The following is a 19901-nucleotide window of genomic DNA, read 5'->3' on the forward strand; positions in this document are numbered from 1 at the left end:
TCAGTCGTCCGGATTCTCCAACGCGGTCTGGATGAGGGCGTCGACGTCCATCAGGTCGATGTCGTACTCCGACGGCCCCTCTTCGGGGTCGTCCGCGGGGATATCCGTGGCGGCGGGCGGGGCCGGGTCGGCGCCTCCCGCGGCGTCGGCGGCGATCTCCTCCGACAGGTGTGCGGCGAGCGCCGCGGGCGTCGGGTAGTCGAAGATCATCGAGTTGGGGAGTGCCAGCCCGGTGGCCGCGGCGATCCTGCCCCGGATCTCGACGGCGGTGAGCGAGTCGAAGCCGAGGTCGGCGAAGCCGCTCCTGGCGGCGACGCCGTCCAGCCCCTGATGGCCGAGCACGTCGGCGACCTGCCGGCGCACCAGGTCGAGCAGGGCGCGTTCGCGCCGTGCCGGGGAGAAGCCGGCGAGTCCGACGGCGTAGGCGGTGAGGCCTTCCTCCGCGGCCTGCGCGCCCTGTCCGTCGCCCTCGCCCTCGGCGAGCGCGGCGAACAGCGGGGCGGGGCGGCTCGCCGTGAAGGCGGGCAGGAAGCGGCTCCAGTCGACGTCGGCGACGGTGACGCAGGTGTCCTGAGCGCCGAGCGCGTCGGCCAGGGCCCGCAGTGCCGTGGCGGGTTCCATCGCGCCCAGTCCGCGGCGGGCGAGGTAGGCGGCGGCGTCGCCGTCGCCCCCGCCGAGTCCGGCGGCGGCCATGCCTTCGCCGGCCCAGGGGCCCCAGGCGACGGAGAGGGCCGGGCGGCCCTGGGCTCGGCGGCGTTCGGCGAGCGCGTCGAGGGAGGCGTTGCCGGCCGCGTAGGCGGCCTGGTCGCCGCTGCCCCACACTCCGGCGATGGACGAGAACAGCACGAACTGTTCGGCGTCGGGGAGGAGTTCGTCGAGGTTCCGGGCGCCGAGGACCTTGGCGCGGACGACCTCGCGGTAGGTGTCGGCGTCGAGTTCCTGGAGCGGGCGGGCGGTGTCGGTTCCGGCGGTGTGGACGACGGCCCGGACGGGGTGCCGCGCCAGCAGCGCGGCGAGCTCGTCGCGGTCGGCGACGTCGCAGGCCTCCACGGCGGCGCTGCAGCCCAGTTCGGCGAGTTCCGCGACCAGGGCCGCGGCGCCCCGTGCCCGGGGCCCGGACCTGCTGGTGAGGACCAGCTTCTCGGCGCCCTGCCGGGCGAGCAGGCGGGCGACGTGCCCGCCGAGGGCTCCGGTGCCTCCGGTGACGAGCGTGGCGCGGGCGGGGCTCCACGCCCCGCCGGGCGCCAGCGGCGCGCGGTCCAGACGTCGGGCCAGGATCCGGCCGTCGCGGAGGGCCACCTGGTCCTCGGTGCCGCCGAGGACGGCGGGGATCAGGGCGAGGGTGTCCGCGCCGGGCTGCTCCGGCAGGTCGAGGAGACCGCCCCAGCGGCGCGGGAGTTCGAGGGCCGCGACCCGGCCCAGACCCCACACCTGTGCCGCCCGGGGGTCGGCGGCGGTGCCGGCGGCGCCGACGGCCGACGTCGTCACGCACCACAGCGGCGAGCCGAGGCCGGTGCGGACCACGGAGAGCACGGTCTCCGGGTCGCCGGACAGCAGCAGCACCCCGTCGGCGGGGTCGGCCGCGGACAGGTCGTCCGGGGTGCAGACGGTCGCCCCGGTGCCGCCGTCCCGCAGGGCGGCGGCGACGCCCGCGGCGAGGCCGGTGTTCTCCTCGTCGGCGGCGACCAGCCAGTGGCCGCCGGCGGGCCGGGCCGCGGGGACGTCGGCCCAGGTGACGCGGTACCGCCAGCCGGCCGCGGTCCCGCTCAGCGCGCGGGTGCGGCGCCAGGTCGCGAGGGCGGGCAGCGCCTCGGCGAGCGCGGCGGCCGTGGCCGGGTCGAGGCCGGCCAGGGAGCCGAGGTCGCCGGAGTCGACGGCGGCCCAGAACTCGGTGTCGGCCGTGCCGGTTTCCTCCGTGCGGGGCTCCGGCCAGTAGCGGGTGCGGTCGAACGCGTAGGTGGGCAGCGCGGCCCGGGGGCCGGAGCCGAGGACGGCCTGCCAGTCGACGCGGGTGCCGCGGGTGTGCGCGGTGGCGACGGCGGTCAGCAGGGTGACCGGTTCGGCGCGGCCCGGCCGCAGGACGGGCACCGCGGCGACGTCCTGGCCGACGGTGGCGCCGGCCAGCGCGGAGAGCACGCCGTCGGGGCCGAGCTCGACGCAGGCGCCGACGTCCCGGCGTCCCAGTTCGGCGACGGCGTCGGCGAACCGGACCGGTTCGCGGACCTGGCGCACCCAGTACTCGGGGGTCGCCGGGTCGCCCGGCGCCGTGCAGATCAGCGGGACGGACGGCGCGTGGTAGGTGAGCCGCGCGGCGACCTCGTGGAAGGCGTCCAGCATCGGCTGCATGCGGTGCGAGTGGAAGGCGTGCGAGACGACGAGCCGCCGCACCTTGCGGCCCTCCGCGCGCCAGCGCTCCTCGCAGTCGGCGATCGCGTCCTCGTCGCCGGAGACGGTCAGCGCCTTCGGGCCGTTGACCGCCGCGAGGTCCACGCCGTCGGGCAGCGTGATCTCGTCCTCGGCGGCCTCGACGGCGAGCATGGCGCCGCCGGCGGGCAGGGCCTGCATGAGCCGCGACCGGGCGGCCACCAGGGTGCACGCGTCGTCCAGGGACAGCACGCCGGCGACGTGCGCGGCGGCCAGTTCGCCGATCGAGTGGCCGACCAGGACGTCCGGCCGGACACCCCACGACTCCACGAGCCGGAACAGCGCCACCTCCAGCGCGAACAGGGCGGGCTGGGTGTACTCGGTCCTGGCCAGCACGTCGTCGTCGTCGCCGAACACCACGTCCCGCAGCGGCCGGCCGAGCTCGAAGCGGGAGCAGACCGCGTCGAACGCCGCGGCGAACGCCGGGTGCGTCTCGTACAGTTCCCGGCCCATGCCGGAGCGCTGCGCGCCCTGGCCGGCGAAGAGGAACGCGGTGCGGGAGGCGTCCGCCCTGCCGACGGGGGCGCCCGGGGCGCCTTCGGTGAAGGCCCGCAGGGCGGCGAGCAGCGCCTCGCGGTCGGTGCCGAGGAACGCCGCGCGGTGGGTGAGCTGCGCGCGGGATCCGGTGAGGGCGCGGGCGACGTCCGCGGCCGGGACCTCCGGGTGGGCGTCGGCGAAGGCGAGCAGCCGCGCCGCCTGGCCGCGCAGGGCGGCGGGCGAACCGGCCGAGAGCAGCCAGGGCAGCACGGCGGGCACCTCGCCCGGGCCGGCCGGGCCGGCCGGCGTGGACGGGTCGGCCTGAGCGGCCGGGTCGGTCGGGGCGGTCGGTTCCGGCCGCTGCTCGGGCGGGGCCTCCTCGACGAGGACGTGGGCGTTGGTGCCGCTGATCCCGAACGAGGAGACGCCCGCCCGGCGCGGACGGCCGGTGCTCGGCCAGGGCCGGGCCTCGGTGAGCAGTTCCACCGCGCCGGCCGTCCAGTCGACCTCGGGGGTCGGCTCGTCGACGTGCAGCGTCTTCGGCAGGATGCCGCGGCGGATCGACTCGACGGTCTTGATGACGCCGGCGACTCCGGCGGCGGCCTGGGTGTGGCCGATGTTGGACTTGACCGATCCGAGCCGCAGCGGCTCCTCGCGGTCCTGGCCGTAGACCTCGAACAGGGCCTGGGCCTCGATCGGGTCGCCGAGCCGGGTGCCCGTGCCGTGCGCCTCCACCGCGTCGATGTCGGACGGCCGCAGTCCGGCGGCGGCCAGCGCCTCGCGCATGACGCGCTGCTGGGAGGGGCCGTTGGGCGCGGTGAGGCCGTTGGAGGCCCCGTCCTGGTTGACGGCGGAGCCGCGGACCACCGCGAGCACCTGGTGGCCGTTGCGGCGGGCGTCGGAGAGCCGCTCCAGCAGGACCAGGCCGACGCCCTCGCCCCAGCCGGTGCCGTCGGCCGCGGCGGCGAACGCCTTGCAGCGGCCGTCGGCGGCCAGGCCGTTCTGCCGGTCGAAGCCGATCAGGACGTCCGGGGCGGCGACCACGGTGACGCCGCCGGCGAGCGCCATGGTGCACTCCCCGGCGCGCAGCGCCTGCGCGGCCAGGTGCAGCGCGACCAGCGACGCCGAGCAGGCGGTGTCCACGGTGACGGCGGGACCCTCCAGCCCGAACGTGTAGGAGATGCGGCCGGAGGCGACGCTGCCGGCGCTGCCGGTGACCAGGTGGCCCTCCGCGTCCTCGGGCATCCGCAGGCCCGTGCCGTAGCCGGAGCCCATGGCGCCGGCGAAGACGCCGGTGCGGCTGCCGCGGAGGGCGGCGGGGTCGATGCCGGCGCGCTCGAAGGTCTCCCAGGCGGTCTCCAGCAGGAGGCGCTGCTGCGGGTCCATGGTGAGGGCCTCGCGCGGGGAGATACCGAAGAGCGCCGCGTCGAAGTCGCCCGCCGTGTCGACGAACGCGCCGCCGCGGGCACGGACGTCGCCGCGGCCCGTGGCGCCGAGGTTCCAGCCGCGGTCGGTGGGGAACGGTCCGACCGCGTCCCGTTCCTCGGCCATCAGCCGCCACAGGTCCTCGGGCGAGTCCACCCCGCCCGGGTACCGGCAGGCCATCGCGACGATGGCGATCGGCTCGCCCGCCGGCGCCTCGGCCGACGGGGACGGGACGGATGCGGAAGCGGTCGCGGAGGCGGAGGCGGTCGAGGCGGCGGTCGCGGTCGCCGCGGTGCCGACGGCGACGGCGAGCCGCTCGCGCAGGTGTTCCGCCAGCGCCCGGGGCGCGGGGTGGTCGAAGACCACGGTGGCGGGCAGCTTGAGGCCGGTGGCCGCCGAGAGCCGGTTGCGCAGTTCCACGGAGGTGAGCGAGTCGAAGCCCAGCTCGCGGAAGGCCCGGTCGGGGGCGACCCGTTCGCCCGGGGCGAGGACCAGGACCGCGGCGACCTCGTCGCGGACCAGGTCGAGCAGGAGCGTGGCCGGGTCGGCGGCGGCCGCCAGCCGCTGCGCGAGGCCGTTCCCACGGTCCGCGCCGGACGCGCCGGCCTTGCGGAGCCGGGCGGGGACACGGACCAGCGCGCGCAGCAGGGGCGGCACTTCGTGCGCCGCGCGTACCGGGGCGGGCGCGAAGCGGGTGGGCACCAGGTGGGCCCGTCCCGCGGTCAGCGCGGCGTCGAAGAGGGCCAGGCCCTCCTCGGCGCCCAGCGCGTCGCCGAGCCGGGTGAGCCGGGCGACGGCCGTGCCGTCGAGGTGCTCGGCCATCGCGCCCGGCTGCTCCCACAGCCCCCAGCCCAGCGAGACGGCGGGCAGGCCGCGGTGGGCGCGGTGCGCGGCGAGCGCGTCCAGGACGGCGTTGGCGGCCGCGTAGTTGGCCTGCCCGGCGGCTCCGACGGTCGCCGCGAGGGAGGAGTACAGGACGAACAGGGCGAGGTCCTGGCCCGCGGTCAGTTCGTGCAGGTGGAGGGCGGCCTCGGCCTTCGGCGCGAACACCGTGGCCAGCCGCTCGGGTGTCTGCGCCTCCAGCACGCCGTCGTCGAGGACGCCGGCGGTGTGCACCACGCCGGTCAGCGGGTGCGCGGCCGGGATCCCGGCGAGCAGCGCGGCCAGCGCCTCGCGGTCGGCCGCGTCGCAGGCGACGACGCGGGCGTCGGCGCCGCGGTCGGCGAGGTCCTGGACGAGTTCCCGCGCCCCGGGGGCGTCCGGGCCGCGGCGGCCCGTCAGCAGCAGGTGCCGGACGCCGTGGTTCGTGACCAGGTGCCGGGCCAGCATCGCGCCCAGCGCACCGGTGCCTCCGGTGACCAGCACGGTGCCGTCGGGGTCGAGGCGCACGGCGGTGGCGGTGCCGTCGGCGGTGCCCGTGCCGTCGGCGGGAGTGTCGGCGCCACCGGCGTCGGGCCGGAACCGCGTCAGCCTGGGCACCAGGACGCGGCCGTCGCGGACCGCCGCCTGCGGTTCGTCCGCCTCGGCGAGGGTGCCGAGGACCGCGGCCGCCTGCTCGTCGGTGTCCGCGTCGACCAGGGTGAAGCGGCCGGGGTGTTCGGTCTGCGCCGTGCGCACCAGGCCCCACGCGGCGGCGGTGAGCGGATCGGCGATGTCGTCACCGGGGACGGCGGCGACCGCGCCGCGGGTGCGCACCACCAGGCGCGCGTCGGCCGTGCGGTCGTCGGCGAGCCAGGCCCGCACCCCGGCGAGCACCGCCGCCGGGTCGGCCGGGGCCCGCCACAGGGCGACCGGTGGCACCTCGGCGAGACGGCCGGGGTCGTCCACCGTCACGTACGCCGTGCCGGTGCCGGTGCCGGTGTCGGTCGTGCCCTGCCGGTCGGGCCCGGTCCACGTGACCTCGAACAGGGAGTCGTCCGCGGGTGCCGGGGTGATGCTCCCGGCGGCCTCCCGCAGCGTCAGCGACGCGACCGACAGCACGGGCAGGCCCGCCTCGTCGAAGGCGTCGAGCGTCACGGCGTCCGGGCCTGCGGGGGTGAGGCGCACCCGCAGCGTGCCCGCGCCGACCGCGTGCAGCGCGACCCCGGACCAGGAGAACGGCAGCCGCGGTCGCGGCGGTCCGTCGCCCTCGGGGCCGGCCAGGGCCAGCGCATGCAGCGCGGAGTCCAGCAGCGCGGGGTGGGCGGCGTAGGCGCCGCCGCGCTGCTGCTCCGGGAGGGCGACCTCGGCGTGCAGGACGTCGCCGGACCGCCAGGCGGCCCGCAGTCCGCGGAAGGCCGGCCCGTACTCGAGGCCCGCCGTCTCCAGCATTGCGTAGTGCCCGTCGAGGTCGACGGGTTCGGCGTCCGCCGGGGGCCACACCGTGGCCGGTTCCGGCTCCGCCGGCAGGTCGGGCGCGAGCATGCCCGAGGCGTGCCGGACCCAGGGGCCGTCGGCGCCGGACTCGGGGCGGGCGTAGACGGCGACCTCGCGGCCGCCGGCCGTGCCGTCCTCGGCGCCGACGACGACCTGGAACCTGACGGCGGTCCGCTCCGGCAGCACCAGCGGCGCGTGCAGGGTCAGTTCGTCGACGAGCCGTCCGCCGGTCGCCCGGGCCGCCTGCAGGGCGAGTTCGAGGAGTGCGGTGCCGGGGACGAGGACGGTGCCGCGGAGCCGGTGGTCGGCGAGCCAGGGGTGCGCGGAGGTCGACAGCCGGCCGGTGAGCAGCAAGCCGTCGTCGGTCGCGGACGCCACCGCGGCGCCCAGCAGCGGGTGGTCGACGCCGGCCAGGCCGGCGCCCTCCACGTCGGCGGGGCCGGACTCGGGCAGCGCCCAGTAGCGGCGGTGCTCGAAGGCGTAGGTGGGCAGGTCGGCGCCCTCGACCGGCTCCAGCGGCCAGTCGACGCGGGCGCCGGAGACGTGCAGCCCGGCCAGCGTCCGCAGCAGGGCCTCGGACTCGGGCAGGTCGGGCCGCAGCGTCGGCACCGTGACCGCGTCCTCGACCAGTTGCTGGACCATCGCCGACAGGCCGCTCTTGGGGCCGATCTCGACGAACCTGCGCACACCGTCCAGGCGGCGCACGGCGTCGGCGAAGCGGACGGTGCGCCGCATCTGCCCGACCCAGTACTCCGGTGTGTCGAGCCGGCCGGGGCCGGTGGCCACCATGGGGACGGCGGGCTCGTGGTGGGTGAGGCCGGCGGCCACGGCGGCGAGCGGGGCGAGGGCCGGGTCGACGTGGTGGGAGTGGGCGGCGAGGGAGACGGAGACGTCCTTCACGCGCCGGCCCTCGTCGCGCCAGCGGGCCGCGAGCGTCTCCAGGACGTCCGCGTCGCCGGAGACGACCAGCGCCTCGGGCCCGTTGACCACGGCGAGGTCGGCGCCGTCGGGCAGCGGGAGCACGTCCTCCTCGCGCGCCTCGACGGCGAGCATCCTGCCGTCCTCGCGCAGGTCGAGCAGGAGCCGGGCGCGTGCCTCCACGAGGGTGCAGGCGTCGTCGAGGGAGAGGATGCCGGCGATGTGCGCGGCGGCCAGCTCGCCGGTGGAGTGGCCGAGGACGGCGTCGGGTGTGACGCCCCAGGACTCCAGCAGCCGGGCCAGGGCCACCTGCAGGGCGAAGGTGCAGGCGTGGGCGTTGCCGGCCCGCTCGAAGCGGTGGCCGTCCCCGAAGAGCAGGTCGGCGAGCGGGGTCCCGATGTCGATCCGGGCCGCGACCGCGTCGAAGGCCTCGGCGAACGCCGGGTACGCGGTGTGGAGTTCGCGCCCCATGCCCGCGTACTGGGCACCCTGGCCGGTGAAGACGAACGCGGTGCGTCCCTGGACGGCGGTGCCCTGGACGACGGAGTCGGCCGGGGTCTGCGCGGCGAGCGCGTCGAGTCCGGCGAGGAGGCCGTCGGTGTCGTCGTGGCGGCCGATCACCACGGCCCGCTGGTCCAGCGCGGCCCGGGCGGTGACCAGGGTCCGGGCGATCCGCGCCGGATCCGGCGCGGACTGCTCGGCGGTGTGCGCGCGCAGGCGGGCGGCCTGGGCGCGCAGGCCCTCGGTGCCGCGGGCGGAGACCGGCCAGGCGACGGGCCGCGCGGCCTCGGCGCCGCCGGGCGCCGTCGCGGGCCGCGGGGCGGGCGGCAGCGCGCGCGGGGCCGGGGCCTCCTCGAGGATGACGTGCGCGTTGGTGCCGCCGATGCCGAAGGAGGAGACGGCGGAGCGGCGCGGCCGCTCCCCGCGGTGCCACGGCCGCTCCTCGGTGAGCAGCGCGACGGAGCCGGCGGACCAGTCCACCTGCCCGGTCGGCGCGGAGACGTTGACGGTCCGCGGCAGGACGCCGTGCCGCATCGCCTCCACCATCTTGATGACGCCGCCGACGCCCGCCGCGCACTGGGTGTGTCCGATGTTGGACTTCAGCGAGCCGAGCCAGAGCGGCTGGTCGTCCTCCCGCTCCTGCCCGTATGTCGCCAGCAGGGCCTGGGCCTCGATGGGGTCGCCGAGCCGGGTGCCGGTGCCGTGGGCCTCGACCGCGTCCACGCCCGAGGGGGCGAGGCCGGCGGCGTCCAGCGCGGCGCGGATGACCCGCTGCTGGGCGGGGCCGCTGGGCGCGGTGAGGCCGTTGGAGGCGCCGTCCTGGTTGACGGCGGTGCCGCGGACCACGGCGAGGATGCGGTGGCCGTTGCGCCGGGCGTCGGAGAGGCGCTCGACGACGAGCATGCCCGCGCCCTCGGACCAGCCGGTGCCGTCCGCGTCGTCCGAGAAGGACTTGCAGCGGCCGTCGGGGGCGAGCCCCTTCTGCTTGCTCAGTTCGGTGAAGACGTCCGGGGCGCCGAGCACGGTCGCGCCGCCCGCGAGGGCGAGGTCGCACTCGCCGTTGCGCAGCGACTGCACCGCCAGGTGCAGGGCGACCAGCGACGCCGAGCAGGCGGTGTCCACGGTGACGGCGGGACCCTCCAGCCCGAAGGTGTAGGCGATCCGGCCGCAGACGACGCTTCCGGACATGCCGGTGAGCAGGTGCCCGTCCACCTCCTCGGGGAGGTTGGGGCCGCTGGCGTAGCCGACGTTGGTGGCGCCGACGAAGACGCCCGCCTGGGTGCCGCGCAGTCCGGCGGGGTTCAGGCCGGCCCGCTCGAAGGCCTCCCAGGAGGTCTCCAGGAGGAGCCGCTGCTGCGGGTCCATGGCGAGCGCCTCGCGGGGCGAGATGCCGAACAGGCCGGCGTCGAAGTCGCCGGCGCCGTCGAGGAATCCGCCGAGGCGGACGTCGGAGCTGCCGCGGCGCGTCGGGTCGGGGTCGTAGAGCGCCTCGAGGTCCCAGCCGCGGTCCTCGGGGAAGGGCATGGCGACGCTGTCGCCGGCCGTGACGAGCCGCCACAGGTCCTCGGGGGAGGCGATGCCGCCGGGGTAGCGGCAGGCCATGCCGATGATGGCGATCGGTTCGTCGTCGCGGACGGGGGTGGCGCGGCGCTTCGCGACGGTCTCCCGGGCGCCGCCGCCGAGCTGGACGAGGAGGTGTTCGGCGAGGGCGGTGGGGTTGGCGTAGTCGAAGACGAGGGTGGCGGGGAGTCTGAGGCCGGTGGCCGTGTTGAGGCGGTTGCGCAGTTCGCCCGCGGTGAGCGAGTCGAAGCCCAGCTCGCGGAAGGCGCGGTCGGCGGTGACCTCGTCGGCGGAGGCGAAGCCGAGCACGGCGGCGCTCTCGGCCCGCACCAGGTCCAGCAGCAGGCGCACCGGGTCCGCGGCGGTGGCCAGGGTCGCGGCGAGTCCCTCGCCGCCGCGCCGGCCGTCGGCCCGTCCGGCCTGGCCGCGGGTGACGCCCGCCAGGGCGCGCAGGATCGCGGGGACCTCGGTGGCGGCGCGCAGCCGGGCCCGGTCCACGGCCGCCGCCACCAGGTGCGGGCGGGCGGCCGTGAGGGCGGCGTCGAAGAGGGCGAGGCCCTGCGTGTCGGTCAGGGGCGCGCCGAGCCGGCTCGCCCGGGCGAGGGCCTGCGCGTCGAGGTGACCGCTGATGGCGCTGGAACGGGCCCACAGGCCCCAGGCCACCGACACGGCGGGCAGGCCGAGCGCGGCCCGGCGCAGCGCCACGGCGTCCAGGACGGCGTTGGCCGCCGCGTAGTTGGCCTGTCCGGGGGTGCCGAGGGTGGCGGCCACGGACGAGTAGAGGACGAAGAACGCCAGGTCGAGGTCCCGGGTCGCCTCGTCGAGCACGATCGCGGCGTCCGCCTTGGGGGCGAGGACCGCGCGCAGCCGTTCGGGGGTCAGGGCGTCGGCCATGCCGTCGTCGACGACGCCGGCGGCGTGCACGACGCCGGTGAGCGGGTGCTCCGCGGGCACGTCGGCCAGCAGGGCCGTGAGGGCGTCGCGGTCGGCGGTGTCGCAGGCCGCGAACCGCACCGAGGCTCCCGCGGCCGCCAGTTCGGCGGCGAGTTCGGCGGCGCCCGGGGCGTCGGCGCCGCGGCGGCCGGTGAGCAGCAGGTGCCGTGCTCCGTGCCGTTCCACCAGGTGGCGGGCGAGCAGGGAACCGAGGGCGCCGGTGCCGCCGGTGACGAGCACGGTGCCCTCGGGGTCGAGCGCGGGGCGCGGCCCGGGCGGCTCCTCCGGGGTGCGCACCCGGGTGATCCGGGGCGCCAGCAGGGCGCCGTCGCGCAGGGCCGCCTGCGGCTCGCCCGAGTCGACCAGCCTGGCGGCGGCCGTGGTCAGGCCGTCCTCCGTGTCCGCGTCCAGCAGGACCAGTCGTCCGGGGTGCTCGGTCTGCGCGGAGCGGACCAGTCCCCAGACGGCCGCCCGCGCCGGGTCGGCGATCTCGCCGCCGTCCGAGACGGCGACGGCGCCACGGGTGAGCACCACGAGGGGCGCGTCGTCCAGCGGCTCGGCGGCCAGCCAGGCCTGCAGGCCCGCCAGCGCCTCCACGGCGTCGGCGGGCGCCCGCCACACCACCGGACCGTCCGCGTCCCGATCCGTGGGGTCGTCGACGACCACCGGGGCCGGTTCCGTCCGCGCGGTGGGTTCCTCCTTCGCCCCCAGCGGTGTCCACGTCACCTCGTACAGGGGGGCGGACGCCTGCGCGGGCGGCCCGTCCAGGGTGCGCAGGGTCAGCGTGTCGGCGGTGAGCACCGGCAGGGCCGTCTCGTCGAAGGCCGCCACCGACACCGTGTCCCGGCCCGCCGGGGTCAGGCGCACCCGCAGCACGGAGGCGCCCGTGGCGTACAGCGAGACGCCGCCGAACGCGAACGGCACCCGGGCCGCCCCGTCGTCGCCGAGCGGGCCGGCGGCGAGCGCCTGGAGCGCGGCGTCGAGCAGGGCCGGGTGCAGGCCGTACCCGTCCGGGGTGCCCTGTCCGGGCAGCGCGACCTCGGCGTACAGCACGTCCCCGGACCGCCAGGCGGCCCGCAGCCCCTGGAAGGCGGGGCCGTAGGACAGTCCGGCGTCCGACAGGGCGGAGTAGTGGCCGTCGAGGGCGACTGGCTCCGCGCCGGCGGGGGGCCAGGCGGTGTCGTGGGCCGGGAGTGCGGGGTCCTCGGCGGTGAGCAGGCCGCTCGCGTGCCGGGTCCAGGGGCCGTCCTCGTCGGCCTCGGGCCGGGCGTGGACGTCGACCGCGCCGTCGGCCGCGACCCGCACCTGGACCTGCACTCCCCCGCGCTCGGGCAGGACGAGCGGGGTGTGCAGGGTCAGGTCGTCGAGCCGCGCGAGTCCGGCGGACGCGCCGGCGTGCAGGGCGAGTTCGACGAAGGCGGTGCCGGGCAGCACGATGCCGCCGTGCACGACGTGGTCGGCCAGCCAGGGCTGGACCGCGGTGGACAGCCGGCCGGAGAGCAGCAGTCCGCCGCCGACGGCCGGGGAGACCTCCGCCCGCAGCAGGGGGTGCCCCGCGGCCCGCATCCCGGCGGCGCCGAGGTCGCCGGCGCCGTGGCCGGGACGCAGCCAGTACTGCTCGCCCTGGAAGGCGTAGGTGGGCAGGTCGATCCGGCGGGGTGTCCACGGGGCATGGACGGCGGCCCAGTCGGGGGTGACGCCGGCGGTGTGGGCGTGGGCGAGGGCGGTCAGCGCGGACTCGGTGTCGTCGCGGTCGCGGCGCAGGAGCGGCACGGCGGGCGTGCCGTCGTGCAGGTACGGGACCAGCGAGGACAGCACGCCGTCGGGCCCGAGTTCGAGGAAGACCCGCACGTCGGTGAGCGGCGCGACCGCGTCGGCGAACCGGACGGGCTCGCGGATCTGGCCCACCCAGTAGCCGGGGGTCGCGATGTCACCAGGGGCCGTGGCGACCACGGGGATCGCCGGGGCGTGGTACGTCAGCGACTCGGCGACAGCGGCGAACTCCGCCCGCATGGGCTCCATCAGCCGCGAGTGGAACGCGTGCGAGACGACCAGCCGCTTCACACGGACGCCCTCGGCGCGGAGTCTCTGTTCCAGCGCGTCGATCGCGGCGGCCGCGCCCGAAAGGGTGATGGACGTGGGGCCGTTGACGGCCGCCAGGTCCACCCCGTCGGGCAGCTCCAGGCCGTCCTCGGCGGCCTCCACGGCCAGCATGGCGCCGCCCTCGGGCAGCGCGTCCATCAGCCGGCCGCGCGTCGAGACGAGGGCACAGGCGTCGTCCAGCGACAGCACGCCCGCGCAGTGAGCGGCCGCCAGCTCGCCGATCGAGTGACCGACCAGCACGTCCGGCCGGACGCCCCACGACTCCACCAGGCGGAACAGCGCCACCTCGACGGCGAAGAGCGCGGGCTGCGTGTACACCGTGCGCGCCAGCAGCTCCGCGTCGTCCCCGAACACCACGTCGCGCAGCGGCAGTTCGAGGTCGAGACGGGCGCACACGGCGTCGAAGGCGTCCGCGAAGACGGGGAACGCGTCGTACAGCTCACGCCCCATCCCGGCGTACTGGGCGCCCTGCCCGCTGAACAGGAACCCGGTCCTGCCCTCGCGTGCTGTGCCGCGGACGACCGCGGGGTCGGGGCGGCCCTCGGCGAGGGCGGTCAGCGCCTGGGCGGCCTGGTCCGGGTCGTGCGCCAGCACCACCGCACGGTGGGTGAGCGCGGCTCGGCCGGTGGCGAGGGTGTGACCGACGTCCGCCGGTCGTGCGTCGAGCGCGCCGAGCAGTCTGCCGGCCTGGGCGGCGAGGGCGTCGGCGGTGTGCCCGGACAGCGGCCAGGGCACGACGGCCGGCTGCGGCGCCGGGGCGGCGACGACCGGCTCCGGCTCCTCGGCGGCGGGCGGTTCGGCCAGGATCACGTGCGCGTTGGTGCCGCTGATGCCGAACGAGGACACGCCCGCGCGGCGCGGCCGCCCGGTGCCGGTCCACGGCCGGGGGCTGTCGAGCAGTCGCACCGCTCCGGCCGACCAGTCGACCCCGGACGCGGGCCGGTCCGCGTGCAGGGAGGCGGGCAGCAGCTGGTGGCGCATGGCCTCGACCATCTTGATGACGCCCGCGACACCCGAGGCGGCCTGGGTGTGCCCGATGTTGGACTTCACCGAGCCGAGCCACAGGGGCCGTTCCGGGTCGCGTCCCTGGCCGTACGCGGCGAGCAGCGCCTCCGCCTCGATGGGGTCGCCGAGCCGGGTGCCGGTGCCGTGCGCCTCCACCGCGTCCACGTCGGAGGGCTCCAGCCCCGCCGACGCCAGCGCGGCACGGATCACCCGCTGCTGGGACGGGCCGTTGGGGGCGGTCAGCCCGTTGGACGCGCCGTCGGAGTTGGTGGCGGAGCCGGCGACGACCGCGAGCACGGGGTGACCGTGGTGGCGCGCGTCGGACAGCCGCTCGACCAGGAGCAGGCCGATGCCCTCGCCCCAGGCGGTGCCGTCGGCGTCGTCGGAGAACGGCTTGCAGCGGCCGTCGGCCGCCAGCCCCTGCTGGCGGCTGAACTCCACGAACGCGCCGGGGGTGGCCATGACGGTGACACCGCCGGCCAGCGCCAGGTCGCATTCGCCGTTGCGCAGCGACTGCGCGGCCAGGTGCAGGGCGACCAGGGACGACGAGCAGGCGGTGTCCACGGTGACGGCGGGGCCTTCGAGCCCGAAGGCGTAGGCGACGCGCCCGGACAGGATGCTCGCGGAGCCGCCGGTGGCGACGTGGCCCTCCAGTTCGCCGGAGTCGGCGAGGGTGAGCCGGGTGTAGTCCTGGCCGTTGGTGCCGGCGAAGACGCCGGTACGGCTGCCGCGCAGGGACAGCGGGTCGATGCCCGCGCGCTCCAGGGCCTCCCAGGTGCTCTCCAGGAGGAGCCGCTGCTGCGGGTCCATCGCGAGCGCCTCACGCGGCGAGATGCCGAACAGGGCGGCGTCGAAGCGGCTGACGTCGTCGAGGAAGGCTCCTTCGTCGACGTACGAGGTGCCGGGGCCGTCCCCGGCCGCGAGCGCCTCCAGGTCCCAGCCCCGGTCCGTGGGGAAGGCCCGGACCGCGTCGCGGCCTTCGCCGACCAGCTGCCACATGCTCTCGGGGTCGGCCACGCCGCCCGGGAAGCGGCAGGCCATGGCGACGATGACCACCGGGTCGTCCGTGTCGGCGGCGACCGCGCCGCGGGCTCCCGCGGGGGCCGGGGCCGGATCGGCGGGCTCGCCGAGCAGCTCGGCGAGGCGGGCGGCGAGGGACGCGGCGGTGGGGTGGTCGAAGGCGACGCCGGCGGGCAGCCGGAGCCCGGTGGCCGCGTTGACGCGGTCGCGGAGTTCGACGGAGGTCAGCGAGTCGAAGCCGAGATCGGCGAACGCCCGCTGCGCGGGGACGTTGTCGGCGGAACGGTGGCCGAGCGCGGCGGCGGCCTCGGCGCGGACCAGGTCGGTGAGCTGCCGGATCCGCTCGGCGGGCGGCGCGGACCGCAGCCGGGCGGCGAACTCGGTGGCGGCGCCGGTGCCGGTCTCCTCCCGGTCGGCGGGCGTGACGAACTCCTCCAGCAGAGGGCTGGGGCGCCCGCTGGTGAAGGCGGCGCCGAAGCGACTCCAGTCCACGTCCGCGACGGTGACGCAGGTGTCGCCCGCGTCGACGGCGTCCCCGAGCGCGGCCAGCGCGCGGTCGGGGTCGAGGGCGTTCAGGCCCCGGCGGCGCAGGGTGTCCTCGGCGTCGGTGTCCGCCAGCATGCCGGACCCGGCCCACGGGCCCCAGGCCACGGAGGTGGCGGGCAGGCCCAGTTGGCGGCGGTGCTCGGCGAGGGCGTCGAGGTAGGCGTTGGCCGCGGCGTAGGCCGACTGGCCGCCGCTGCCCCACACTCCGGCGATGGAGGAGAACAGCACGAACGCGTCCAGGTCGGTGCCGGCGAGCAGTTCGTGCAGGTGGGTCGCGCCCGCCACCTTGGCCCGCAGGACCTCGGCGAACTCCTCGCCGGTGACCGTCTCCAGGGGTCCTGTCGCGGTCACGCCCGCGGTGTGGACCACCGCCGTGACGGGGTGGGCGGCCAGCACGGCGGCCAGGGAGTCGCGGTCGGCGACGTCGCAGGCGACGGCCTCGGCCCGGACTCCGCGCTCCGCGAGCGCGGCGACCAGGTCGGCCGCGCCCGGCGCGTCGGGTCCGCGACGGCTCGTCAGCACCAGGTCGCGGGCGCCGCGGTCCGCCAGCCAGTGGGCCACCCGGGCTCCGAGACCGCCGGTGCCGCCGGTGACCAGCACGGTCCCCGAAGGCCGCCAGGGCTCGGCGACGGCGGAGGAGCCGGACAGCGGGGCGCGGCGCAGGCGCCGGGCGAGCACGCCGGATTCCCGGATCGCCACCTGGTCCTCGCCGGGCTCCTGGGTGAGGACGGAGAGGAGCCGGGCGGCGGCACGGCGGTCCAGGGTGGCGGGCAGGTCGACGATCCCGGCCCAGCTGCGGGGCAGTTCGAGGGCGGCGACGCGGCCGAGGCCCCACAGGAGGGCGCCGGACGGGTCGGTGAGCCGGTCGGCGCGGCCCACCGTGACGCTGCCGCGCGTCAGCACCCACAGCGGGGCGGGGAGTTCGGCACGGAAGAGGGGCAGCAGGTCGCCGGGGGCCGACGGGAGGCAGACCACTCCCGCGACATCGGTGAAGGACGCGGGGTCGGCGTCGAACCGGGCGCCGACGAGGTGGCCGGAGAAGGCGGCGGCGAGGTCCTCGGGGACGGAGCCGTCGGCGGTGAGGACCAGCCAGGTCCCGGTGGGCAGGGCGGGCCGCTCGGGCAGCGGCTGCCACACGGCGCGGTAGCGCCACGCGTCGAGCACGGCACGCTCGCGGCGTCCGCCGCGCCAGGCGGACAGCGCCGGCAGGACGGCGTCGAGGGTGTCGGCGTCGAGGCCGAGGGTCCGGGCGACCTCGGCGGCGTCCTGCCGCTCGATGGCCTCCCAGAACCGGCCCTCCGCCGCGTCGTGGGCGCCGGCCGCGGGCTGCGGGGCGGGGTCGATCCAGTACCGCTCCCGCTGGAACGCGTAGGTGGGCAGACCGTCGGCGCGTACGGCACCGGCCGGGAGGAGGGCGGACAGGTCCACGGACACGCCGTTGACGTGCAGCACCGCCACGGCCCGCAGCAGCGCCTCGGGCTCGGAGCCGTCGGCGCGACGGGCGGGCGTGCCCACGACGGGGCGCCCGTCGAGGCAGCGCAGGGTGGCACCGGTGAGGGTGCCGTCGGGGCCCAGCTCCAGGAACACGTCGGCCCCGGCGTCGTGGGCCCGGCCGACGGCGTCGGCGAAGCGGACGGGCTCGCGGATCTGGCCCACCCAGTAGTCGGGGGTCGCCATGTCACCGGGAGCGGTGGCGACGACGGGGATCGTCGGGGCGTGGTACGTCAGCGACGCGGCGACGGCGGCGAACTCCGCCTGCATGGGCTCCATCAGGCGCGAGTGGAACGCGTGCGAGACCGTCAGCCGCTTCACACGGACGCCCTCGGCACGGAGCCGCTGCTCCAGCGCGTCGATCGCGGCGGCATCGCCGGAGACCGTGACGGAGGTCGGGCCGTTCACCGCCGCCAGGTCCACGCCCTCGGGCAGCCGCAGACCCTCCTCGGCGGTTTCGACGGCCAGCATGGCGCCGCCGGACGGCAGCGCGTCCATCAGCCGGCCACGCGCCGACACCAGCCGGCACGCGTCGTCCAGCGACAGCACACCCGCGCAGTGCGCGGCCGCGAGCTCACCGATCGAGTGACCGACCAGCACGTCCGGCCGGACGCCCCACGACTCCACCAGCCGGAACAGCGCCACCTCGACCGCGAAGAGCCCGGCCTGCGCGTACACGGTCCGGTCCAGCGCCTCGCCGTCCCCGAACACCACCTCACGCAGCGGCCGGTCCAGGTCCACCCGCGCGCACACCGCGTCGAAGGCGTCCGCGAAGACCGGGAACGCGTCGTACAGCTCACGCCCCATCCCCACCCGCTGCGCACCCTGACCCGAGAACAGGAAGGCGGCCCGGCCGTAGCCGTTGGTGCCTCGGACGACGGCCGGGGAGGTGCGGTCCTCCGCGAGGGCGGTGAGGCCGTCGAGGAGGTCGTCCCGGTCGGAGCCGAGCACGACGGCACGGTGGTCGAGGGCGGCCCGGCCGGCGGCGAGGGCGCGGGCGTGGCGGACGAGGTCCGCCTCGGGGTGCTCGTCGAGGGCCTGGCGCAGTCGGGTCGCCTGGGCGCGCAGCGCGGCGGCGGTCCGCCCGGAGACGGGCCACGCGAGCACCGGCGGGACGGTGACCGGCGCGGGCGCGCCGTCCGGCTCACCGGCCGGCGTGGTGTGCGGCGCCTGTTCGACGACGACGTGTGCGTTGGTGCCGCTGATGCCGAACGACGACACGGCCGCCCGGCGCGGCCGGTCCGCCTCGGGCCACGGCCGGTGCTCGGTGAGCAGGGCGACCGTGCCGGCCGACCAGTCCACGTGCGGCGTCGGCTCGTCCACGTGCAGGGTTCTGGGGAGTTCGGCGTGGCGCAGCGCCATGACCATCTTGACGACGCCGGCCAGACCGGCGGCGGCCTGGGTGTGGCCGATGTTGGACTTGAGGGAGCCGAGCAGCAGCGGGCGTGCCGGGTCGCGGTCACGGCCGTAGGTGGCGATCAGGGCTTCCGCCTCGATGGGGTCGCCGAGCCGGGTGCCGGTGCCGTGCGCCTCCACCGCGTCCACGTCGGAGGGCTCGAGCCCCGCCGAGGCCAGCGCGGTGCGGATGACCCGCTGCTGCGCGGGCCCGTTGGGGGCGGTGAGGCCGTTGGACGCGCCGTCCTGGTTGACGGCGGAGCCGCGCACCAGGGCGAGGACCTCGTGGCCGTCGCGGACGGCGTCGGAGAGCCGTTCCACCAGGAGGACGGCGACGCCCTCGGACCAGCCGGTGCCGTCGGCCGCGGAGGCGAAGGACTTGCACCGGCCGTCGGCGGCGAGGCCGTCCTGCTTGGCGAACTCGCTGAAGCCCGCCTGGGTGGGCATGACGGCGACGCCGCCCACGACGGCGAGGTCGCACTCGCCGGCGCGCAGGGCGCGCGCGGCCAGGTGCAGGGCGACCAGGGACGACGAGCAGGCCGTGTCCACGGTGAGGGCGGGGCCCTCCAGCCCGTACGTGTAGGCGAGGCGTCCGGACAGCACGCTGTTGGACGTGCCGGTGAGCAGGTGCCCGCCGACCTCCTCCGGCGGGGTGCCGCCGGTGCCGTATCCGCTGCTGGAGGCGCCGACGAAGACGCCGGCGTGACGGCCGCGCAGCGAGGTCGGGTCGATGCCGCCCCGCTCGAACGCCTCCCAGGAAACCTCCAGCAGCAGCCGCTGCTGCGGGTCCATCGCCAGCGCCTCGCGCGGCGAGATGCCGAAGAGTTCGGCGTCGAACTCGGCGGCGTCGTACAGGAAACCGCCCTCGGTGGTGTGGTCGAGGCCGTCCAGTGTCCAGCCGCGGTCGGTCGGGAAGCCGGAGATGCCGTCGCCGCCCTGGGCGACGAGCCGCCACAGGTCCTCGGGCGACCGCACGCCGCCGGGCAGCCGGGTGCTCATGGCGACGATGGCGAGGGGTTCGTCGGTGGTGACGTTCCCGCCGTGCCGGAGCGGTGTGGTGTCCGTGTCGCCGAGCAGTTCGTCCCTCAGGCGGGCGGCGAGCAGCAGCGCGGTGGGGTGGTCGAACGCCAGGGCGGCGGGCAGGGGCAGGCCGGTGGCCGCGGTGAGCCGGTCGCGGAGTTCGACGGCGGTCAGCGAGTCGAGGCCGAGGTCGCGGAAGGCGGCCGCGGGGTCGACGGCGGCGCGGTCACGGTGTCCGAGGACGTGGGCGACCGTGGTGGTCACCAGGTCGAGCAGGGCCCGCTCGCGTTCGGCGGCGGGCAGTGCGGTGAGCCGGTCGCGGAGGGCCGCGCCGGCCGCGGGCGCGACGGTGGTGGCGGTGTCGCCCACTTCGGGGATGTCCGTGAGCAGCGGGCTGGGCCGGGTGGCGGTGAAGGTGGCGGCGAACCGCTCCCAGTCCACGTCGGCGACGGTCACGCACGCGTCGCCGGAGGCGACGGCACGGTCCAGCGCGGTGACGGCCGACTCGGGGTCGAGGGGGCGGAGCCCGCGGCGGCGCAGGTGGGCGACGGCCTCGTCGCCGGCGGCCATGCCGGCCTCGGCCCAGGGGCCCCAGGCGATCGAGGTGGCGGGCAGCCCGGCGGCGTGGCGGCGTTCGGCCAGGGCATCGAGGTGGGCGTTGGCGGCGGCGTAGGCGGCCTGGCCACCGCTGCCCCAGATGCCGGAGATGGACGCGTAGGTGACGAAGG

1 protein-coding gene (cut by a window edge) is annotated in these 19901 nt (G+C 77.3%); it reads right to left on the reverse strand.

The genetic code is table 11. The annotated features are described in order from the left end of the window. On the reverse strand, positions 1–19901 hold the 3' portion of the coding sequence (locus tag ACWD3O_RS20015; RefSeq protein WP_451416798.1) for a type I polyketide synthase. It continues 9868 nt past the right edge of the window; the window shows 19901 of its 29769 coding nt (coding positions 9869–29769); its start codon lies off the right edge, out of view — the gene reads right to left on this strand; the stop codon is at positions 1–3.

The sequence above is a fragment of the Streptomyces sp. NPDC002640 genome (assembly GCF_053592575.1).